The 19,108-nt window shown below is 31.4% G+C and carries 17 protein-coding genes and 2 tRNA genes; 12 read left to right on the forward strand and 7 right to left on the reverse strand.

Going from position 1 to position 19,108, the window contains the following annotated elements; translation table 11 throughout:
* Positions 1-7: 7 nt before the first annotated feature.
* Positions 8-742, reverse strand: a complete 735-nt coding sequence (locus tag ACKTST_RS06900) for a DUF6503 family protein (RefSeq protein WP_408047017.1) — start codon at positions 740-742, stop codon at positions 8-10.
* A gap of 96 nt (positions 743-838) precedes the next feature.
* On the opposite strand from ACKTST_RS06900, the gene smpB reads away from it, so the two are divergent.
* The 5 genes from smpB (at position 839) to ACKTST_RS06925 (ending at position 4,486) form a co-directional block, all read left to right on the forward strand.
* Positions 839-1,294, forward strand: coding sequence for an SsrA-binding protein SmpB (smpB, locus tag ACKTST_RS06905; protein ID WP_408047018.1), 456 nt, complete (start codon positions 839-841; stop codon positions 1,292-1,294).
* Positions 1,295-2,191 (forward strand): UbiA family prenyltransferase, encoded by an 897-nt coding sequence (locus ACKTST_RS06910; protein ID WP_408047019.1) that lies wholly within the window; start codon positions 1,295-1,297, stop codon positions 2,189-2,191.
* The gene (locus tag ACKTST_RS06915; RefSeq protein WP_408047020.1) at positions 2,178-2,759 is read left to right on the forward strand and encodes a Maf family nucleotide pyrophosphatase; all 582 of its coding nucleotides are present in this window, start codon (positions 2,178-2,180) and stop codon (positions 2,757-2,759) included. Before ACKTST_RS06910 ends, ACKTST_RS06915 begins: the two co-directional genes overlap by 14 nt.
* Positions 2,760-2,811: 52 nt before the next feature.
* On the forward strand, positions 2,812-3,762 hold the full coding sequence (locus ACKTST_RS06920; protein WP_408047021.1) for a transketolase family protein: 951 nt from the start codon (positions 2,812-2,814) through the stop codon (positions 3,760-3,762).
* 106 nt (positions 3,763-3,868) lie between these two features.
* Entirely contained in the window at positions 3,869-4,486 is a 618-nt protein-coding gene (locus ACKTST_RS06925) for a porin family protein (RefSeq protein ID WP_408047022.1), read from the forward strand.
* 59 nt (positions 4,487-4,545) lie between these two features.
* On the opposite strand, the gene ACKTST_RS06930 is transcribed toward ACKTST_RS06925, so the two are convergent.
* On the reverse strand, positions 4,546-5,460 hold the full coding sequence (locus ACKTST_RS06930) for an FKBP-type peptidyl-prolyl cis-trans isomerase (RefSeq protein ID WP_408047023.1): 915 nt from the start codon (positions 5,458-5,460) through the stop codon (positions 4,546-4,548).
* Between the two features lie 79 nt (positions 5,461-5,539).
* Between ACKTST_RS06930 and ACKTST_RS06935 the strand changes: the two genes are divergently transcribed.
* Positions 5,540-5,929 (forward strand): RNA-binding S4 domain-containing protein, encoded by a 390-nt coding sequence (locus tag ACKTST_RS06935; RefSeq protein WP_408047024.1) that lies wholly within the window; start codon positions 5,540-5,542, stop codon positions 5,927-5,929.
* Positions 5,930-5,956: 27 nt separating this feature from the next.
* Complete coding sequence (locus tag ACKTST_RS06940) at positions 5,957-6,460, forward strand: phosphoribosyltransferase domain-containing protein (protein ID WP_408047025.1); 504 nt, start codon at positions 5,957-5,959, stop codon at positions 6,458-6,460.
* On the opposite strand, the gene ACKTST_RS06945 is transcribed toward ACKTST_RS06940, so the two are convergent.
* Positions 6,441-6,965 (reverse strand): shikimate kinase, encoded by a 525-nt coding sequence (locus ACKTST_RS06945; protein WP_408047026.1) that lies wholly within the window; start codon positions 6,963-6,965, stop codon positions 6,441-6,443. The genes ACKTST_RS06940 and ACKTST_RS06945 overlap by 20 nt on opposite strands.
* 107 nt (positions 6,966-7,072) lie before the next feature.
* On the opposite strand from ACKTST_RS06945, the gene ACKTST_RS06950 reads away from it, so the two are divergent.
* The 5 genes from ACKTST_RS06950 (at position 7,073) to ACKTST_RS06970 (ending at position 13,021) form a co-directional block, all read left to right on the forward strand.
* Positions 7,073-7,148 (forward strand) — tRNA-Lys (locus ACKTST_RS06950).
* A 37-nt stretch (positions 7,149-7,185) separates the two neighbouring features.
* Positions 7,186-7,269: transfer RNA gene (locus ACKTST_RS06955), tRNA-Leu, on the forward strand.
* Between the two features lie 117 nt (positions 7,270-7,386).
* Entirely contained in the window at positions 7,387-8,184 is a 798-nt protein-coding gene (locus ACKTST_RS06960) for a carboxypeptidase-like regulatory domain-containing protein (RefSeq protein ID WP_408047027.1), read from the forward strand.
* 102 nt (positions 8,185-8,286) lie between these two features.
* Positions 8,287-11,955, forward strand: a complete 3,669-nt coding sequence (gene purL, locus ACKTST_RS06965; RefSeq protein WP_408047028.1) for a phosphoribosylformylglycinamidine synthase — start codon at positions 8,287-8,289, stop codon at positions 11,953-11,955.
* Positions 11,956-12,595: 640 nt separating this feature from the next.
* Entirely contained in the window at positions 12,596-13,021 is a 426-nt protein-coding gene (locus ACKTST_RS06970) for a helix-turn-helix domain-containing protein (RefSeq protein ID WP_408047029.1), read from the forward strand.
* Between the two features lie 283 nt (positions 13,022-13,304).
* Here ACKTST_RS06970 and fabG read toward each other — a convergent pair whose 3' ends face one another.
* The 4 genes from fabG to ACKTST_RS06990 all read right to left on the reverse strand — a co-directional run bounded on the left by fabG (position 13,305) and on the right by ACKTST_RS06990 (position 19,098).
* Positions 13,305-14,051, reverse strand: a complete 747-nt coding sequence (gene fabG, locus ACKTST_RS06975; RefSeq protein WP_408047030.1) for a 3-oxoacyl-[acyl-carrier-protein] reductase — start codon at positions 14,049-14,051, stop codon at positions 13,305-13,307.
* Positions 14,052-14,145: 94 nt separating this feature from the next.
* Positions 14,146-17,115, reverse strand: coding sequence for a M16 family metallopeptidase (locus tag ACKTST_RS06980; protein ID WP_408047031.1), 2,970 nt, complete (start codon positions 17,113-17,115; stop codon positions 14,146-14,148).
* A 114-nt stretch (positions 17,116-17,229) separates the two neighbouring features.
* On the reverse strand, positions 17,230-18,105 hold the full coding sequence (sucD, locus tag ACKTST_RS06985) for a succinate--CoA ligase subunit alpha (RefSeq protein ID WP_408047032.1): 876 nt from the start codon (positions 18,103-18,105) through the stop codon (positions 17,230-17,232).
* Positions 18,106-18,177: 72 nt separating this feature from the next.
* Complete coding sequence (locus ACKTST_RS06990; protein ID WP_408047033.1) at positions 18,178-19,098, reverse strand: UDP-3-O-(3-hydroxymyristoyl)glucosamine N-acyltransferase; 921 nt, start codon at positions 19,096-19,098, stop codon at positions 18,178-18,180.
* Between the last annotated feature and the right edge of the window lie 10 nt (positions 19,099-19,108).

A 19,108-nucleotide genomic window follows, 5' to 3' on the forward strand; every position in this document is an offset into this window, starting at 1 on the left:
AGGGAGCTTAAGCTCCCTTTTTTGTTACGTTTATATTATTTAAAACTACTTCTGAAAGCTTTTTTAATTTACCTTCCTCATATAATTTATCAATCGTAAAAAAGTCAATTTCTGTATCTAAAGGCTTGTAGTTATTATAATCTACAAAACGAATTCCGTTAACAAATTTTTCTTCTTTTACATCTCTAAAACGAACTCCTCCTCCATTCGTATGGTATTTATACGCTAAATAATCTAGTTGAAAATTATCTTTTGCAAACCAATAAATAAACACATCATCAAAATCATCGCCTCCTCCTACTTCACTAAAAGTTACTTTAATTTTGTAATACTCTTTTCCTTTAATAGTTACTGGCTTTAACAACTCTTTATAAACTGCTTGATCGTTTAACCCTAAAGGTAACACCGAAAAATAATGTACTGAGTTTACAGAATTACTAAATCTGTTTTTATCTTTTTCTGATAACGAAACCAAACTATCATTTATAAAACGCTTAAATCCATCGTTAAACAACACATCTTTAATCATCGTGCTATCATTCTGAATAGTTCTAATTAACTCAAAAACACCGTTATTTCTAGTCGCTGAATATTTATTCTTTCTGAAGTTAAAAGAAACAGTAGCTTCATTTAATTCATTCAATTTAGCATATTCTAATGATTTATCTATAATCTCTTGAGCTGTAAAAGCTGGTTTACAAGAAACCATAAATACTAGTAATACTCCTAATAAAAACCTCATTTTTTTTAATAATTTACTCTTTATAATTTATCAAAAATAAGACACCATAAATTAACTAAAGCTTTATATTTGTTAATCTTTTGTGAATACAGATTTATGCAGAAAAACATTAACATACAAAACAAAAAAGCTCGTTTCGAGTTCGAAATACTAGATAAATATACAGCCGGAATTCAGCTTACCGGTACCGAGATAAAATCTATTCGTCAAAGTAAAGCTCGTATTACTGAGAGTTTTTGTGAGTTTAATGAGCAAGGTGAGCTTTTTGTAGTTAATATGTATATTGAAGAATATGCTTTTGGGCATCATTACAATCACAAACCTAAAAGTGAGCGCCGTTTATTATTAAACAAACGCGAACTTAAAAAACTTGAAAAAGAAGTTTCTGCAAAGGGAAATACCATAGTTCCTTTACGATTATTTATTAATGAAAATGGTTGGGCTAAATTAGAAATCGCCCTAGCTAAAGGAAAAAAGACACATGATAAAAGAGAAACTTTAAAGGATAGAGATAATAAAAGAGATTTAGCTAGAATTAAAAAAGCTTTTTAAATGCTTGTTCCCTTCTTAAATATTATTCAATGGAAAAGGCTTTTGTACTTTTCTTTCGTGTTGTTTTTATTTAAGTACTGCTTTCTTTATGGTTACGGATTTAAAACCAGCCTTACTTTTTTAGATTTAAGTATTTTAACTTGTTCTTTCTCTTTACTTTTTGCTGCAGGATATTTATTTAATTATCGCTTAACAAAAAACGAAAAGAAAAACAAATTCCCAGTAGAAACTGCTAAAAAGCTAGCTCTTTCGTTGAGTTTTATTAGTTTGGCTTTAGGAGTTTATTTGTCAATCAAAATAGAAAAACCTTTACACAGTTTTATTTTTGCTTTCGGAATCTTCTTAACATTTGTTTACTCAAAAACAATTACAAAAAAGTCTTTTTTAAACAACCTCATTCAGTCTTTCTTAATTCCGTTTGCAATTATTTGCCTTTGGTGGTTTGATACACCTATCAATTTAAAATCTGCTCAATGGGATTTATTCTATAAACTTGAACTAACCACTATTATTTACGCTTTTGTTTCTTTTTTAAGCAATTTAGTTCGCGTACTCGTTATTGACATTAAAGATATTGATAAGGATCATTATCATAAACACCAAACTATACCTATTTTATTAGGAAGAAAAAGAGCTAAGAGTGTTGTTTTGGCCATATCAATTTTTATTTGCTTTTTTGTTTTCTCCTTAGCTATACTTTTAACTCATATAAAATTTATATCGCTTACGATTATCTTCTTAGCTACCATTCCTGAGTTGTATTTTATTTATCAATTACTCAAAGCAAAAAGTAAAAGTGATTATAAAAAGCTTCATAAAACTACTAATATTGTTTACTTACTTGGGGTTTTAACCATTCCAGTAGTCGCTTATTATTTTAAATATGTTATCAACTAAATTATCAAAATACAACATAATTCTTGCTTCAAAATCTCCAAGAAGACATGAATTAATTAAAAGTTTAGATATTTCATTTTCTATAAAAACAAAAGAAGTAGAAGAAATATATCCTGAAAATCTAAAACACAGCAAAATAACCGATTATTTAGCCGAATTAAAAGCAACTCCTTTTACATCAGAATTAAACGAAAATGATTTATTAATAACCTCCGACACTATTGTTTGGTTGAATAATAAAGCACTCGGAAAACCAAAAGATTATGATGATGCATTTAATATGCTTAAAGAATTATCTAACGCTACACATGAGGTTATTACATCAATTTCGCTAACCAGCAAAAATTTTCAGCAAACCTTTAACGATGTAACCACTGTAACATTCAAAAAATTATCTAATGAAGAGATTGATTACTATATAAACACTTATAAACCTTTTGATAAAGCTGGTGCATACGGAATTCAAGAATGGATAGGAAAAATAGGAATTACTAAGATGAATGGAAGCTATTTTAATGTGATGGGGTTCCCTGTTCATAAACTTTACAAAGAATTATCAAAATTATAAGGCTACCTTTTGATAAAAGATTATTTTTGACACGTATTTACAACACAAACTGATGAAAAAATATACTTATACTGAAAAAAAAGATACCCGCTCTGGGTTTGGTGATGGTTTAACCGAATTAGGAAAAACAAACCCTAATGTTGTTGCTTTATGTGCTGACTTAACAGGTTCATTAAAAATGAATGAATTTGCTAAAAATCACCCTGAGCGTTTCTTTCAAGTAGGAATTGCCGAAGCTAACATGATGGGGATTGCTGCTGGTATGACCATTGGCGGTAAAATTCCTTTCACAGGTACTTTTGCTAACTTTTCTACAGGTAGAGTGTACGATCAAATTCGTCAATCTATTGCATATTCTGATAAAAATGTAAAGATTTGTGCTTCGCATGCTGGACTTACTTTAGGTGAAGACGGAGCTACGCATCAAATCTTAGAAGATATTGGTTTAATGAAAATGTTACCTGGTATGACTGTAATCAATACTTGCGATTATAGTCAAACCAAAGCAGCCACACTAGCTATTGCAGAGCATGAAGGACCAGTATATTTGCGTTTTGGTAGACCGAGTGTCCCTGTGTATATGACAGATCAACCTTTTGAAATTGGTAAAGCAATTCAACTTACAGAAGGTAACGATGTTACAATTGTAGCTACTGGACATTTAGTTTGGGAAGCTTTACAAGCTGCAGAACAACTAGAAGAAAAAGGAATTTCTGCGGAAGTTATCAATATTCATACGATTAAACCTTTAGATGAAGAAGCTATTTTAAAATCAGTTGCTAAAACAGGTTGTATAGTTACTGCCGAAGAGCATAATAAATTTGGAGGTTTAGGTGAAAGCGTTGCTCGTTGTTTAGCTACCAACAACCCTACTCCGCAAGAATTTGTAGCTGTAAACGACAGTTTTGGAGAATCTGCTACACCAGCTGAATTAATGGAAAAATACGGATTAAACGACAAAGCAATTGTAAGTGCTGTAGAAAAAGTTATTTCAAGAAAATAAAAATCATAACATACAACAATAAACACATCACTTTTCTTGTTTTAAGTGGTGTGTTTTTATTTTAAAAAAATATCAAAGCTATTATTAATAAGTAAACTATCTACAAATGAAAAAAGCAATTTTAATCATATTCCTTTTTGTTGGAGGAATACAGTTAGCACAAAGTCAATTACAAGGAGGTATAAAAGCTGGTATCAACTACAATTCAGACTCTTTTACTGATGTAAAGAATGATGTTGTTCTTAACGGAGCAAAAAGTAAAACTGGTTTTCATGCTGGTGCTTGGTTACGAATTAAAATACCTTCTTCTGGTTTATACATAAGACCAGAATTGGTGTACACTCAATTAAGTAATGAAGTTTCATATTCACCAAACGGAACCATCGCAGCAAAAATGACTACTTACGATTTTCAAAAAATTGATGTTCCTGTTTTATTAGGTTTAAACTTTTTAAAAGTAGGTCATGTTTTTGCAGGTCCTTCTTTTCAGTACATTTTAGACTCTGATTTTGATATTGAAGAATTAAAACAAGTAAGCTCAGACGGATTTTCTGTTGGATTACAGTTTGGAGCTGGAGTTGAACTAGGTAAATTAGGTATTGATGTTCGTTGGGAAAGAGCTTTATCAGATACAGAAACTGAATTTATCGATTCAAATGTTGGAAATGTAAATTTTGACACTCGAGTAAATCAAATTATTTTTGGTCTTTCTTATAGATTTTAAAACAATTAGAAGTTAAAAGTAAAAAAACCGAAGTTTTAAACTTCGGTTTTTTTATGCTGTTATGACTTTACTCTAACATCTCTATTTAAGTAATCAGGAACCGTTGGTTTATTTGGGTCATTAAAATCATTTCTAGGATCCCCATCTTTATTTCTATCTTCATCTTTTGTTAATACTCCATCTCCGTCGTCATCTGAATCAATATAATCAGCCACTCTATTTCCGTCTGTATCTAAGTTAGATAATTTTCCATTAACAAATTCAATCTCAGAAAAAGTAGGAACATTATCGTTATCATGATCAGTATTTGGAACGAAATCCCAAAGTTCGACATAAAAAATTAAATTTGTATTACCAGGTATTGATCCAGAACCTCCATTTCTATATCCTAATCCAGAAGGTAAAAACATAATTCCTTTTCCTCCGTTTATATAATTAATTTTTCCTCCTGGTGAAGTGTTATTATAACCTCCTTTAAAATTATCAGCAAATCCATATTTCCATCCAGAAATAGTACTTCGTGCGCCAGTTGGACTAGGGTATATATTCCACCATCTAGCTTCTGAACCAGTTTCTTGTAATGAAAAGGTTTTATAATCATCAATCTTCCATAACTGGTATTTTGTATATACCGAATCTACGATTGTTGGAAAACCTTTATCAGGTGATGGGCTATTGGACCCTTCTTCACCAATATATACATATACTTTATAATCGATATCATTTTCGTTAACCTCAATAGTCTTTAATTTTGAATCATTAAGCAAAGAAGTTTCTCCGTTAGTTATTAACTTTATTGAATCAATAGTAGTATCATAATAATGATTATCTAAAAACTTAACTAAAGAATCATTGTCTATTACTGCTTGAGCTTCATGATCAAAAGGAGTAACCGAATTATTACCATCACTACCACAAGAGTATAAAATAACCCCCAATGTAATAGCGTAAAATACATGTTTAAATTTTATCATTTAATTTTGGAATTTTAACGCGCAATTTACCATTTTTATACCTTTGTAAAAAACGAAATACTAAAATTTAACTTTTTATATGAGAATCGACAAATATTTGTGGTGTATTCGCTTATTTAAAACACGTAGTATCGCCACAGATGCTTGTAAAAAAGGGCATGTGAAGATTGACGGAACAAACTTAAAACCTTCAAAAGAAGTTTTTGGAAATGAAGAAATAATAATTCGAAAGAATCAAATTAACTACAAAATAAAAATTCTAGACATCCCTCCTAACCGTGTCGGTGCCAAATTGGTTGATTTGTATCGAAAAGATTTAACTCCAAAAGAAGAATTCGAAAAGACAGAATTATTAAAATATTCAAAAGATTACTATCGTAAAAAAGGAACTGGACGTCCTACTAAAAAAGATCGTCGTGATATTGAAGATTATTACGAGGATTCTGAAGAAAATGATGTTAATTTGTAACTCCTTTGTCTAAAACAACTCAAAAAAATGACCAACACTAACAATATCATACTTAGTAATATTCAAATAGAGCAAAAAATTCGCAGAATCGCTTTTCAAATTTACGAGAGTAATAGCAACGAAAAAGAAATAATTATTGCTGGTATTGCTGATAATGGTTATTCATTAGCTGAAAAAATAGCTGAAGTTTTAGGAAAAATATCTCCTTTACAAATAACACTTTGTAAAGTTTCAATAGATAAAAAGAAGCCAACAGCTCCAATTACAACTTCTATCTCTAGTGATGAGTATAAAAACAAAGCCTTAGTTTTGGTAGATGACGTTTTAAACTCTGGAACAACTTTAATATATGGTGTTAAACACTTTTTAGAAGTACCTTTAAAACGATTTAAAACAGCCGTTTTAGTGAATAGAAATCATAAAAAATATCCTGTAAAAGCTGATTTTAAAGGAATTTCTTTGTCCACTTCTATTAAAGAACATGTAGTTGTAGAATTTAATAAAAACGAAACTATTGCTTATCTAATATAAGTAACAAATCCTTTACTGTTTCTTCTATACTTTTATTATCTACTATTAACTTATAAGTTGCCTGATTGTAATAATAACTGCGCTCAAATAAGTGTTTAGCTATAAACTCTACTAATTCTTCTTCTTTAAGATTAGCTACCAATGGTCGCTGACTCTTTTCTTTTAATAACCTACTTACTATAGTAGCAATAGAAGTTTTTAAATAAATAGATGCAACTGAGTCAAAACTCTGTAAGACATCCATATTTCCTGCATAACAAGGTGTACCACCTCCTAAAGACAATACAAAACTACCTTCTGTATTTAGAAGTTCTTTCAAATACAAATGCTCTTGCTTACGAAAATAAATTTCACCTTTATTTTTAAAAACATCTGAAACTGACATTTCTTCTTTTTCTTCAATAAAAGCATCCAAATCAATAAAAGGTAACTGCATTTTTTCAGCTAAAACGCTACCAATAGTCGATTTTCCACTGGCCATATACCCTAATAAAACAATTTTCATAAACTAATAATTAAGCAGTTACAAATATCAATAAAAAATATTACAAAAAAGCTTTTCAGATTTAAAGAACAGTTGTATATTTGCAACCGCTTTCACAAGGAAGCAATGACCGGGTAGCTCAGTTGGTAGAGCATCTCCCTTTTAAGGAGAGGGTCCTGGGTTCGAGCCCCAGCCCGGTCACCAAAAAAAGTTAAGCGAGAGCTTAACTTTTTTAGTTTATGCACATATGGCGGAATTGGTAGACGCGCTGCCTTGAGGGGGCAGTATTCTTATGAATGTGGAAGTTCGAATCTTCTTATGTGCACAAAAAACTACAAACACTATTCTAAGTGTTTGTAGTTTTTTCTTTTGGAACAATTCTTGCTCATCAATTTCACAGTTTATTAACTAGTTTCACTTTAATAATGTTTATTATTGCAGTATGCAAAAAAAGTACATCATTTTATTGTTATTCTTTGTTTCATCAATTATAACAATAGCACAAACCACTCAAAACAATAACCTTAAAGGGCAGATAATCGATTCTGAATCAAAAAAACCTTTAAGCGCTGCACATTTATTAAACTTAAATACCGTAGTTGGTACAATTACCAATGAAGAAGGATTGTTTGATATTGTAGCTCAAGCTAACGACACTGTTTTAGTATCGTACTTAGGTTATGCTTCTATTAAATTAAAAGTTACAAATGATCTTTTAAAAGGAAATGAAGTTGTTATTTCTTTAGAAGAGAAGCCAGAAGAAGTTAAAGAAGTCGTTATTAAATCTACTCAACTTATAGGTGTACTAGAGGTAGATGTAAAACAAGTTCCTAAAGATCGTTTTACAAGAATACATATTAACGGATTACCCCAAACCTATGAGGTTGGTCGTCCACAAAAAATCTCCTCACCTATTGCTAAACTGTTAAATCCTGTTGATTTGGTATATAATCTCTTTGGAAACAAGCCTAAACAACTTAAAAAACTTAAAAAGCTTAAAAAAGAGGATGATTTGCGTAAAATGCTCGCTGGTAAATTTGACCGTGAAGTAATGATGGAATATCTAGAAATGGATAGAACTGAGTTAAACAAACTACTTTCAGATTGTAATTATTCTGAGTATTTTATTAAAAAAGCCAGTGATTTACAATTAATCGAAGCCGTTTTAAACTGTTACGAAAACTACAAAGCAGTTAAAAAAGGAAAAATAGAAAGGGACAGAATACCTGAAAAAAACTAATAAAAAATCAGCAAATTTTGCTGATTTTTTTATGCTTTTATTTCATTCAAAAGAACTAAATTTACGCCTTTAAAACAACAACACACAAACACAACTATACTAATGATTCATTTCTTTGGAAACACAAACAGCAAAGTTTTTGCTGTTCAAACAACAAAAGAATTAACATCTGAAACAATTTCGAAGTTAACTTGGTTATTTGGCAACCAACCTAAAATAAACACGGCGTCTCTTGACGCCTTTTTTGTTGGCCCAAGAGCAGCTATGATTACTCCTTGGAGTACAAATGCTGTTGAAATTACTCAAAATATGGGAATTTCTGATATTATCAGAATTGAAGAGTTTGAAGCTGTAGCTGAAGATTTTTCTAATTTCGATCCAATGATTTCTCAAAAGTTCAAGGGATTAAACCAAGAAACTTTTACAATTGATATTCAACCTGAACCTATTTTAGAAATTGAGGATATCGCTGCTTATAACGAGCAAGAAGGATTGGCTTTGAGCGACGAAGAGATTACTTATTTAGAAGAAGTTGCTGCTAAAATTGGTAGAAAATTAACTGATTCTGAAGTTTTTGGATTCTCTCAAGTAAACTCAGAACACTGTCGTCACAAAATTTTCAACGGAACTTTTGTTATTGATGGCGAAGAAATGCCTACCTCTTTATTCAAATTAATTAAAGAAACTTCTGCGAAGAACCCTAACGATATTGTTTCTGCATATAAAGACAATGTTGCCTTTATTAAAGGTCCTAAAGTGGAGCAATTTGCTCCTAAAAGTGCAGATAAACCAGATTTTTACGAAACAAAAGAGTTTGAATCTGTTATTTCATTAAAAGCAGAAACACATAACTTCCCTACTACTGTTGAGCCTTTCAATGGGGCTGCTACAGGATCAGGTGGTGAAATTCGCGATAGGTTAGCTGGCGGAAAAGGATCTTTACCATTAGCTGGAACTGCTGTTTATATGACTTCTTATTCTCGTTTAGAAGAGAATCGTCCTTGGGAAAAAGGAATGGATGAACGTAAATGGTTATATCAAACTCCAATGGACATCTTAATCAAAGCTTCTAACGGAGCTTCTGATTTTGGTAATAAATTCGGACAACCTTTAATCTGTGGTTCTGTTCTAACTTTTGAACATGAAGAAGATGCTCGCAAACTTGGTTTCGATAAAGTAATCATGCAAGCAGGTGGTATCGGATATGGTAAAAAAGAACAAGCATTAAAAGATACTCCACAAGAAGGAGATAAAATTGTTATTCTTGGAGGTGAAAATTACCGTATTGGTATGGGAGGAGCTGCGGTTTCTTCTGCTGATACTGGAGAGTTTTCTACAGGAATTGAATTAAACGCTGTTCAGCGTTCAAATCCAGAGATGCAAAAACGTGCTGCCAATGCGGTTCGTGGTATGGTAGAGAGTGATGAAAACTTTATTGTTTCTATTCACGATCACGGAGCTGGTGGACACTTAAACTGTTTATCTGAATTAGTAGAAGATACTGGTGGAAACATCGACTTAGATAAATTACCTGTTGGAGACCCTACCCTATCTGATAAAGAGATTATTGGTAATGAATCTCAAGAGCGTATGGGGTTAGTAATTGCTGAAAAGCATATTGATACTCTTAATAAAATTGCTGAACGTGAACGTTCACCTATGTACACTGTTGGTGATGTTACTGGTGACCATCGTTTTACTTTTGAATCTAAAACCAACGGTAACAAACCAATGGATTTAGCTTTAGAAGATATGTTCGGTAGTTCTCCAAAAACGATTATGACTGATAAAACTGTCAATCGTAATTACGCTGACGTTGCCTATTCTAAAGAAAATTTCACTAACTATCTAGAACAAGTATTACAATTAGAAGCTATTGCCTGTAAAGATTGGTTAACAAATAAGGTTGACCGTTGTGTTGGAGGAAAAGTAGCGAAGCAACAATGTGTTGGTTCTTTACAAATTCCATTGAACAATGTCGGGGTAATGGCATTAGATTATAAAGGTAAAGAAGGTATTGCTACTACGATTGGGCACTCTCCTATTTCAGGATTAATTGATCCGGAAGCAGGAAGTAAAAACTCAATTGCTGAAGCGTTAACTAATATTGTATGGGCTCCTTTAAAAGATGGATTGCAATCAGTTTCACTATCGGCAAACTGGATGTGGCCTTGTAAAAATGAAGGTGAAGATGCTCGTTTATACAAAGCAGTAAAAGCGGTTTCAGATTTTTCTATCGATTTAGGAATCAATGTTCCTACAGGAAAAGATTCTTTATCAATGAAACAGAAATACCCTAATGAAGAAGTAATTTCTCCAGGTACTGTAGTTATTTCTGCTGCTGCAAACTGTAACGATATTACAAAAGTAGTAGAACCTGTTTTACAACCAAATAAAGGAAACATCTATTACATCAACTTATCGCAAGATAAGTTTAAATTAGGAGGAAGTTCTTTTGCACAAATCCTAAATAAATTAGGAAACTCTGCTCCTACTATTAAAAATAATGAGTTCTTTAAATCTACTTTTAATACTTTACAGAATTTAATAAAAGAAGGAAAAATCGTTGCAGGTCACGATGTGGCGTCAGGAGGATTAATTACCACTTTATTAGAATTGTGTTTCGCAGATGTAAATGTAGGTGCAAACTTAGATTTATCTGCTTTAAATGAAACTGATAGCATCAAGTTGTTATTTGCAGAAAACTCAGGAATTGTTTTCCAAGCATTAGATTCTTCTGTCGAACAAACTTTAGCCGATAATAATATTGAATTCTTTAAAATTGGTTCGGTAACTGAATCAGACACGCTAAGCGTGGTTAATAATTCTGATACTTTCAATCTTTCAATAAGTCAATTAAGAGATACTTGGTATAAGACTTCGTATTTATTAGATCAAAAACAAACAGCTAATGGTTTAGCTAAAGATCGTTTTGATAATTATAAGAATCAACCATTACAATATACATTCCCAACTCATTTTACAGGAAAACTTACTGATACAGTGGGCACTGTAACTAACAGACCAAAAGCTGCAATTATTCGTGAAAAAGGTTCAAACTCAGAACGTGAAATGGCAAATGCTATGTATTTAGCTGGTTTTGATGTGAAAGATGTTCATATGACCGATTTAATTTCTGGTCGTGAAACGTTGGAAGATATTCAATTCATTGGTGCAGTTGGAGGTTTTTCAAATTCAGATGTTTTAGGTTCTGCTAAAGGATGGGCCGGAGCATTCTTATATAATGAAAAAGCAAATACTGCTTTGAAAAACTTCTTTAAAAGAGAAGACACGCTTTCTGTTGGTATTTGTAACGGATGTCAGTTATTTATGGAATTAGAATTAATCAATCCAGAACATAAGGAACATGGTAAGATGTTACACAACGATTCTAAAAAGCATGAGAGTTCGTTTACATCTGTAAAAGTTCAAGAGAATAATTCAGTAATGTTATCTAGTTTAGCTGGAACTGAATTAGGAGTTTGGATTTCTCACGGAGAAGGAAAATTCAATTTACCAGAAACTGAAGACAATTATAACATTGTGGCAAAGTATGGTTATGAAGGATATCCTAACAATCCAAATGGTTCTAATTATAACACGGCAATGCTATGTGATAAAACAGGGCGTCATTTAGTAACGATGCCACATATTGAGCGTTCAACTTTCCAATGGAATTGGGCAAACTATCCACAAGATAGGCAAGATGAAGTTTCACCATGGTTAGAAGCTTTTGTAAATGCTCGTAAATGGATAGAAAATAAAAAATAAGTAGAATAGTAAATTCTCAATTATACGAAAGCGCTCTATATAGGGCGTTTTCTTTTTTTACAAATGTAATTACTTGAGGTCAATAATTTACATTTGTTAATTATAAAGACACACTTCATTTAATTATTATACAATATAGCTTCTCTTCTTTAAAAGCAAATTACTTATAATAGTATTTTATAAATACATTGTTGATGTACATAGCTACATCTATAGTTTTATCTGAATAATCAACTTTAATTGGTTGATTAACTTTTTTATATGCCTAAATAATCAAAGTACACTTATTTATATTAGAGTGTTTTAAATTAGGCTATAAAATCATCTTAGATAGTAATGTATGCTTCTTTAGTATAATAGATTGAGTACATAAACACTTGTTTTACATTTTTAAACAACAAGTTTTCTTTAATTAATTAATAACAATTGTAAAAAACACTTCTTGAAGATAAATATAAATTTTATTTATACTATCAATGTAACTAACTGTTTAGCAGTGTTTTAAGTGCAGTTTGTTAAAGCACTTAATAGTTGTTTAAAAATAAAAATTTAAAAAATATTGAATTTTATTTGTTTACAATTATAAAACACGCTATATTTACAATCGTAAACAACCCCTAAGGTTTACATCGGTAAACAAATGATAGAAAGATTAAAACAGATATTAGATTATTACAATTTATCAGCTTCGAGCTTTGCAGATAAAATTGATGTTCCAAGATCTAGCATTTCACACCTGTTATCAGGTAGAAATAATCCGAGTCTAGATTTTATTATTAAAGTAGAAACAGCTTTTGATGAAGTTGATTTGAATTGGTTAGTTTATGGTAAAGGTAGTTTTCCTCCTCAAACAGAAAACCAACGTAGAGAAGTAAAAATAGAAAAAAATGACGTTCCTTCTCTATTCACTGAAAATGTTGTATTTGAACAAGAACCCGAAAAAAAATCAAATACGCGATTCTCAGAGAGTCAACAAAAACCAAAAGAATCAGCTGCTTTTAGAGAAATTAAAAACATTTTGGTTCTTTACGATGATGGAACCTTTGAAGATTTTAAAAAAAGATAACAATAAAAATGATTCCCTAAAAATACCCTAATTATTGGTGATTTATAAAATTCAAATAACCCCTTAAAATTTGTCTCCCCTAACAAATAATTTGGAATTTGTAAATCATTAATAACTAAACTCTCCCCTAAAACTTATTCCCCTATAAGTTTGAGTTTAGAAAAATTGTCCCCCAGGCAAACCCCTCGTGCTTGCCCCCTTACAAGCAAATCTAACCCCTCAGATAAAAAAAGCCTGTATCATAAAAATGATACAGGCTTTTTTAGTTTTTCTATTTTGAAAATTACGTTAACATACCTCCGTCAACTGATAGTGTTTGACCAGTAATATACGAACTCATATCTGATGCTAAGAAAACACATGCGTTAGCAATGTCTTCTGGAGTTCCTCCTCTTTTTAAAGGAATTTCATTTCTCCAACCTTCAACAACTTTTTCATCTAACTTTGCAGTCATTTCAGTTTCAATAAATCCTGGAGCAACTACGTTACTACGAATATTACGAGAACCTAATTCTAAAGCAACAGATTTTGAAAATCCTAAAATTCCTGCTTTTGAAGCTGCGTAATTTGCTTGACCAGCATTTCCTTTTAACCCAACTACAGAACTCATATTAATGATTGACCCTGCACGTTGTTTCATCATTGGGCGAATTACTGCTTTTGTTAAATTGAAAACAGATTTTAAATTTACTTCAATTACTTTATCAAAATCTTCTTCAGAAATACGCATTAACAAATTGTCTTTGGTAATACCTGCATTGTTTACCAACACATCAATAGTTCCGAATTCTTCTAAAACATTTTTAGCTAAGTCTTGAGCAGCATCAAATTCGGCTGCATTTGATTGGTATCCTTTTGCATTAACACCTAAAGCCTTTAACTCATTTTCTAAAGCAGTTGCTGCATCAACAGATGAATTATAAGTAAATGCAACATTACATCCTTGATTTGCAAACTCTAAAGCAATTCCTCTACCAATACCTCTTGTAGCACCCGTAATAATTGCTGTTTTATTTTCTAAAAGTTTCATTTATTAGTTGTTTTAATAGCATCAAATATAAAAAGAAAATCCTGCTAAAGATTACTTTTTAGCAGGATTTTATTATGATGTAAACTTTTATAAATTAAGATTTTATCTTCTTTTCGTTTACATAATTAAATAAATAATCAACATCTAGTTCTTTAATTTTACCTAATTTTTGTAACGATTTTACATCTAAATCTTTTTTGTTTCCAATTACCATTACGTTGTAAGATTCTCCTTTTACATTTTTATCGAAAAATGCTTTTAAATCTTCCATCGACATATTTTTAATGGTATTGTACATTTCTTCTCTATTATCATTATCAATACCTAAATTCTTTAATCTTTCATACGACCAAAAAATGTTAGATTTTGTAATTCTTTGAGCTGCTAACTTCTTAAGAGTAGCTTCTTTAGCTGCATTGAATTGCTTTTCAGCTTCTGGCATATTATTCATTAAATCCATCATAGCTTCTACCGCTTGCTCTAACTTATTTGCCTGAGTACCAACATACGCCATTACATAGTTAGGATCTTCTTTTTTTCTTGCATTACTATACGATGCAAATGCAGAATATGCTAACGATTTAGATTCACGAATTTCTTGGAAAACGATTGATGATAATCCACTACCAAAATACGTATTGAATAATGTTGAAGCTGCTAAATTTTCTGGCTTGAATGGTTCTCCTTTTGCTAAGAATAACATTTCAGTTTGTACCATGTCATAATCAGTATAGAAAACATTACCTCCTGTTTCAGTTTCTACATACTGTTTAGCTTCTGGGTAATCTTTTAACTCTCCATAAATTTTATGATGTGTATTTAATGCAGCTACTGCAGCATCAACATCTTTACCATAATAGAAAATTCGTTGCTTATAATTTTTCATTCCTTTCACAATGTTTACAAGCTCTTCAGGATTAATTGCTTTTAATTCATCAATTTGCATGATGTCTCTTAAGCGAGAATTTTCTCCGTATTTTCCATAGTTCATTAAACCTCCCCAAAGAATATTTCCTTTTTGAGTTTTACCATCTTGACGACCTTTGTAGATTTTTTCAACATACTTGTCATACGCCTCTTGATCTGCTTTTGCATTTTCCCATAAATGCTCTAACAATTCTAATCCTTTAGGTAAATTTTCTTTTAATCCACGTAAACCAACATACGTCTTATCATCTTGAGCACTGACATAATAGTCTACTCCTAACTTATAAAACTCTTTTTTGATTTCTTCAGCAGAATATTTATCGGTACCAATATATTCTAAGTAACCAGCAGCAAGACTTAACTTTTTGTCGTTGTCTTTACCCATATCGAAAATGATATTCAAATCGAATAAATCATTATTTTCATTTAACACATAAGAAACTTTAATATCGTTATTTAACTTAGTTTCCTTAATCGCTGTTTTATAATCAACAAATTTTGGTTGTAATGGATCTGATTCTACTTTGTTAAACGCTTGTAAATACTCAGAACTCTTATCTCTATTTAAGTTTACTGGAGTAATTCCTGGGTTTTGAACTTTTACAATATTTTTATCTTCACCCTTACGCTTATAAGTTACAACGTAATTATTTTGATAGAATTTGTTAGCAAAATCAACTAATTCTTGTTTAGAAATTTTCTTTAAATCATCTAAAAATTTCACCTTATCCGACCAATCTTCGTGGTGAATAAACGCATTAAAATAAGCACCCGCTAAAGCTGTATTGTTTTCATACTGACGTGTTTGACTTAATTTTAAATCGTTAACAACAGCTTCAATCATCCACTCTTCAAACTCTCCTTTTTTTAATTTTTCGATTTGTTCTAAAATTAAGTCTTTAACTTCATCAAGAGTCTGACCTGATTTTGGGTTTCCAGTAAAAGAGTGGTAACCATAATCATTTAAAAATGTTGGAGAACAACTAGCACTTTGCACTACTTGTTTTTGATTTAAGTTTAAATCTAATAACCCTGCGTTACCATTTGCCATAATCATATCGCAAAGAGTAACAAATTTTTCTTCTTCGGTATTTACTCCTTGAGATCTATAAGCTATAGAAATTGACTCTGATGTTGGACCAAAAACTTCTTTAATAATCGGTTGTGCAATTGGCTCTTCTTTTGGTAACGTTGGATGAGTTAATTCTTTCTTTTCAAGTTTTCCAAAAGTCTCATTCACTTTTTTAATGGTAGCATCAAAATCTAAATCTCCTACTAACACTACAGCCATGTTATTTGGCACATAATATTTGTCAAAATAATTATGAATATCTATCATTGAAGGGTTCTTTAAATGTTGTCCTGTACCAATGGTAGTCTGCTGTCCGTATGGATGATTAGGGAATAATCCATCTAACATAGCCGCATAACGCTTACGCCAATCATTATCTTGCCCTCTATTAAACTCTTCAAAAACAGCCTCTAATTCAGTATGGAATAAACGTAAAACTAATGTACTAAAACGTTCAGCCTCTAAATCTAACCACTTGTTTAACTCATTTGCTGGAATTTTGTTTTTATAAACAGTTTCTTCAAACCATGTGTGAGCATTAGTACCAGTTGCACCTAATGAAGCAGTCATTTTATCATACTCGTTAGCTACTGAATAGTTTGAAGCCTCTAAAGAAACTTTATCAATCTCTTTATAAATCTCTTTTTTCTTTTCAAGATCTTCTTCTGTTCTATGCTGCTCGTATAAATTAGAAATCTTTTCTAAATATTCTTTTTCCTTCTCCCAGTCAACAGTACCGATTTTATGAGTTCCTTTGAATACCATGTGCTCTAAATAGTGAGCTAAACCAGTAGATTCTTTTGGATCATAATTTGAACCCGCTCTTACCGCTATGTAGGTTTGAATTTTAGGTTCATCAGTATTTTTACTTAAATACACTTTAAGACCATTATCTAAAGTATACAGTCGTAAACCTGTTGGGTCATTAGTAACAGTTTCGTAATTAAAACCGTTGGCATCTTTTTGTTTTTCTGTCTTTACCTCTTTTTCTGAAGTAGTTGATTGCTTACAACCAATAGCAGTAATAAGCAACATGCTAATAAATAGCAACTTAATTGTTTTCATTAATATTTAGTTTTGATTAAAATAAAAAATCCGTTGAATTTACGAATTCAACGGATTTTAAAATAATTTATGGTAAAATTTTAACAGTTTATGTTAAAATCGTTTGTTTTAAAATTAAGCTAAAACTTTAGCTACCATTTCTCCGATCTTAGCTGGAGATTCAACAACGTGAATTCCGTTTTCTGCTAAAATCTTCATTTTTGCTTGTGCAGTATCATCAGCTCCTCCAACGATTGCTCCTGCATGTCCCATTGTTCTACCTGCTGGTGCAGTTTGTCCTGCTATAAAACCAACAACTGGCTTACGGTTACCATCAGCTTTAATCCAACGAGCAGCTTCAGCTTCTAATTGACCTCCGATTTCACCAATCATTACAATTGCATCAGTTTCCTCATCATTCATTAATAATTCAACAGCTTCTTTTGTAGTAGTTCCAATAATTGGATCTCCACCAATACCAATAGCAGTAGTAATTCCGTATCCTTGTTTTACAACTTGGTCAGCAGCTTCATACGTTAATGTTCCAGATTTAGAAACAATACCTACTCTACCTTTTTTAAAGATAAATCCTGGCATGATTCCTACTTTTGCTTCTTCTGGAGTAATTACTCCTGGGCAGTTAGGTCCTACTAAAGTACAATCTTCTTTAGCATCTATATATGCTTTAACTTTAGTCATATCACCAACAGGAATTCCTTCAGTAATACAAATAATTACTTTAATTCCTGCTTCAGCAGCTTCCATAATTGCATCAGCAGCAAATGCTGGTGGTACAAAAATAATAGAAGTATCAGCTCCAGCTTTTTCAACAGCTTCAGCAACTGAGTTAAATACTGGCTTTCCTAAGTGCTCTTGACCACCTTTTCCTGGAGTAACACCTCCAACAACATTGGTACCGTAGTCAATCATTTGACCTGCATGGAAAGTTCCTTCACTTCCTGTAAAACCTTGAACTATAATCTTTGAATCTTTATTTACTAAAACACTCATTGGTTTGTTTTTTTATTTTTTAAAGTCAGACAAAAATACTGTTTTAATTGAGTTTTCCCAATTAATTTTGTGTTACTTTTTATCTTGATTTGTTACATTTTTTAAATAGATAACCTCACGTAATGTTTGACGGTATTCTCGCTGTGGTGTTCCGAAGTATATTCCTTTTTTTAGTGATTTTGTTACACCTGTTTGTGCCATTAAAACAGTTCCTTTTTCAATAGTCAAGCCACTAATAATCCCTACTTGTCCCCAAATAGTTACTTCGTCTTCAATAACCGTACAACCTGCAATACCTGTTTGTGCTGCAATCAAACACTTTTTTCCAATCAAAGTATCGTGACCTATATGTACTTGATTATCAACCTTTGTTCCTTCTCCAATAGTTGTATCGCCCGTTACTCCTCTATCAATCGTGCACGATGCACCTAAATCTACATTATCTTCTACTACTACTCTACCTCCAGAAATTAGCTTATCAAAACCTTCAGGTCTGTTTTTATAATAAAAAGCATCTCCTCCTAAAACTGTATTGGCATGAATCGTTACATTATCACCAATTACACAGTTATTATTGATAGAAACATTAGCATGGATTAAGCAATTTTTTCCTATTGCAACATTTTCTCCAATAAATACATTAGGTTGAATTATTGTACCTTCACCAATAATAGCAGATTCAGCAATACTACTTTTTGATGCTATAAAAGGATTGAAGTGTTTCGTGATTTTATTAAAATCACGAAAAGGATCATCAGAAATCAATAATGCTTTTCCTTCAGGACAATCCACTTTTTTATTGATCAAAATAGTAGTTGCTGCTGAATTTAATGCTTTATCATAGTATTTTGGGTGGTCTACAAAAACTATATCCCCTTTTTCTACTACGTGAATTTCGTTAATTCCTGTAATTGAAAAGTTATTATCACCTACAAATTCAACTTCTAACAAAGAAGCTATTTGTTCTAAAGTTTGAGGCTGTTTAAATTTCATTTGTAAAAAG

The sequence above is a fragment of the Tenacibaculum crassostreae genome (genome assembly GCF_964512405.1).
GTDB classification, from domain to species: Bacteria; Bacteroidota; Bacteroidia; order Flavobacteriales; family Flavobacteriaceae; genus Polaribacter; species Polaribacter crassostreae.